We start from the raw sequence: 3,271 nt of genomic DNA on the forward strand, positions 1-3,271 counted from the left end.
GGTTCCACCGGCGCAGGGGCTGGGACGGGGGCCGGTGTCGGCGCTGGAGGCGGCGCTACCGGCTCGGGAGCCTTGGCCGGCTCCGGCTTCTTGTCGTCATCCGAGCCGCCGAACAGGTTGCTGAAGAAATTGCCTTTCTTCGCCGCCACCGCTCCGGCGGCAGCCGCTGCGGCCGGGGCGACTTTCGGTGGTTCGAACGACTTGCCCGCCGCCAGGTCTTCAACCTGGCTGGCGGCGCGCTGGCCGCTGCGCAGTGCGCCTTCCAGGGTGCCTGGGTACAGCGCGTCGGTGTGTTCGCCGGCAAAGGCTACGCGCTGCAATGGTTTTTCCCACAGGCGCCAGTACTTGCTGATCTGGCCCGGACCAAACGCCAGGTACGCGCCGCCCATGGAAGGGTCGGTGCTGTAGCGGCGGATTTCATAACCGGTGAACGCACCGCGCGCCTGTGGATAAAACGCGTGGAGACGGATCAACACCTGGTCGACCATCTGCTTGTCGCCGAAGGCCTGCATCACCCGTGCGTTGTCGCCGGACAGGTTGATGACAACGTTGGCGCCACCCTTCATGGCTGGCTCGATCCACATCATGCCCAGGCCGGCGTTGCTGTAGATCTCGCCCGACATGCGTGCCTTGCTGTCCCAGACCGGGTTCTTGAACTTGAGCATGATCTGGTCACGCCAGCCGTAGTTGGTGCCTTTGATCGCACCAAGGTGCTGGGCATCCAGGGCCGGGGTCAGCTGGATCTTGTTGAGCGCGCGCAAGGGCACGGCCAGCACGACATAGTCGGCCTGGTAACCAACGCTGCCGACCTTGACGGTGACGCCATCCTTGTCCTGGGAAATGGCCGACACCGGCGAGGCGGTCTTGATGGTTTTCAGTTGCTTGACGAACGCCTGGGCCAATACCGGGCTGCCACCGAGCAGGCGCGAGGCGCGCAGGTCACGGTCGGACACGCCGCGATAGACGCGGTTCTGCTGGGCGAAATACAACAGCGACAGGCGCGACGGCTCGTCATAGCGCGTGCGGATTTCCTGGTTGACCAACTGTCGGGCGGTGGCCGGCAGTTGCAAACGGTCCAGCCAGTTGGACACGGTGATCTGGTCGAGCGCGTGTAACGTACTGGTCGCCGTCGGGTTCAGTGGGTCGTCGATGGAACGGGCCAGATCATCCAGGGTGGTTTCGTAGCGCTTGAGCGCTTCGGCGGTCGCTGGCTGCTTGGTCGCCAGGTCGGCGGCAGTAAAATAGGTGCCGTCGATCAGGTAGCTGGGGGTACGCACGAATTCCGGCGCCGGCGTAGTGCTCAGCTTGAAGGTCGAGACGTATTTGTTCAGTACCGGCTGGACCTTGTCGTTGCCGATCCACTCGCTGGTGGCCATGCCCGAACGGCCGCCCAGGCTCGGTTTGGCTTCCAGCAGGGTCACGGCCCAGCCCTTGTTTTGCAATTCGTAGGCCGCCGTGAGTCCGGCCAGCCCGCCGCCGATGACGATGGCCGTCGGTTGTTTGTCCTTGGCCAGCGCCGAAACGCTGAACAGCCCTATCATCACCAGCGCACAGGCGCGCAGCCAACCAGCAGACATTCAGCGAACTCCGGAATTACGTAAGAATTTTCGGTTTTTCGAGCCAGTCGGCTCCGGGAACGGCGAAGAATACGTCAGCCATCAAAACGCCGCCAGCGACGTCTATCGCCTCACCGAAACTAGCGCGGACGACACAATGGGTTGTTCCCCGGCCCGCCATTGCATAGGCTTGCGCGATTGTTTTGCCCGCGGCCGCCGCGAGCCGCCTCGAGGAGACTGTACATGGGCCTGAATAACCAGTGGATGCAACGCGATCTCGCCGTGCTGTGGCACCCCTGCACCCAGATGAAAGACCACGAACAGCTGCCGCTGATCCCGATCAAGCGCGGCGAAGGCGTGTGGCTCGAGGATTTCGAAGGCAAGCGCTACCTCGACGCGGTGAGCTCCTGGTGGGTCAATGTGTTCGGCCACGCCAATCCGCGCATCAACCAGCGCATCAAGGATCAGGTCGATCAGCTTGAGCATGTGATTCTCGCCGGTTTCAGCCACCAGCCGGTGATCGAATTGTCCGAACGCCTGGTGAAGATGACACCCGAAGGCCTGACCCGGTGTTTCTACGCCGATAACGGCTCGTCCTGCATCGAAGTAGCGATGAAGATGAGCTTTCATTACTGGGTCAATCGCGGCCGGCCCGACAAGAAACGCTTCGTCACCTTGAGCAATAGCTACCACGGCGAAACCATCGCGGCGATGTCGGTGGGCGATGTGCCGCTGTTCACCGAAACCTACAAGGCGTTGTTGCTGGACACGCTCAAGGTGCCGAGTCCCGACTGCTACCACCGCCCCGAAGGCATGGGCTGGGAAGAGCATTCGCGAAACATGTTCGCCGCCATGGAGCAAACCCTGGCCGAGCACCATGATACGGTGGCCGCGGTGATCGTCGAACCGCTGATCCAGGGCGCCGGCGGCATGCGCATGTACCACCCGGTGTACCTGAAACTGTTGCGCGAAGCCTGCGACCGCTATGGCGTGCACCTGATCCACGACGAAATCGCGGTCGGCTTCGGTCGTACCGGGACGATGTTTGCCTGCGAACAGGCCGGTATCACGCCGGACTTTCTTTGCCTGTCCAAAGCCCTGACCGGCGGCTACCTGCCGCTGGCGGCGTGTCTGACCACCGATGAAGTCTACAGCGCGTTCTACGACGACTACCCGACCCTGCGCGCCTTCCTGCACTCGCACAGCTACACCGGCAATCCGCTGGCCTGCGCGGCGGCATTGGCGACGCTGGATATCTTCGAAGACGACAACGTCATCGAAACCAACAAGGCCCTGGCCCAGCGCATGGCCAGCGCTACCGCTCACCTGGTCGATCATCCGAACGTTGCCGAAGTGCGCCAGACCGGCATGGTCCTGGCCATCGAGATGGTCAAGGACAAGGCGAGTAAAACCGCTTACCCATGGCAGGAACGCCGTGGCCTGGCGGTGTTCCAGCATGCCTTGGAACGCGGCGCATTGCTGCGGCCGCTGGGCAGCGTGGTGTATTTCCTGCCGCCGTATGTCATCACGCCGGAGCAGATCGATTTTCTCGCGGAAGTTGCCAGCGAAGGGATTGATATCGCCACCCGGGACAAGGTCAGCGTGGCGGTGCCGAAGGATTTCCACCCGGGGTATCGCGATCCGGGCTGACATGTCTTTGAACGAATTTCTCCATGGCGAGGGAGCTTGCTCCCGCTCGATTGCGCAGCAATCGC

The 3,271-nt window shown here is 62.6% G+C and carries 2 protein-coding genes; one reads left to right on the plus strand and one right to left on the minus strand.

Annotated features, from left to right (window positions below; all coding sequences use genetic code 11):
* A partial coding sequence (locus ACE04F_RS20590) for a flavin monoamine oxidase family protein (protein WP_486109538.1) occupies nt 1–1,577 on the minus strand: 1,577 nt, incomplete at its 3' end.
* Between the two features lie 222 nt (nt 1,578–1,799).
* Between ACE04F_RS20590 and ACE04F_RS20595 the strand changes: the two genes are divergently transcribed.
* Nucleotides 1,800–3,206 (plus strand): adenosylmethionine--8-amino-7-oxononanoate transaminase, encoded by a 1,407-nt coding sequence (locus tag ACE04F_RS20595; protein WP_486109540.1) that lies wholly within the window; start codon nt 1,800–1,802, stop codon nt 3,204–3,206.
* The last annotated feature ends 65 nt before the right edge of the window (nt 3,207–3,271 follow it).

The sequence above is a fragment of the Pseudomonas sp. AGC41 genome (assembly GCF_057334555.1).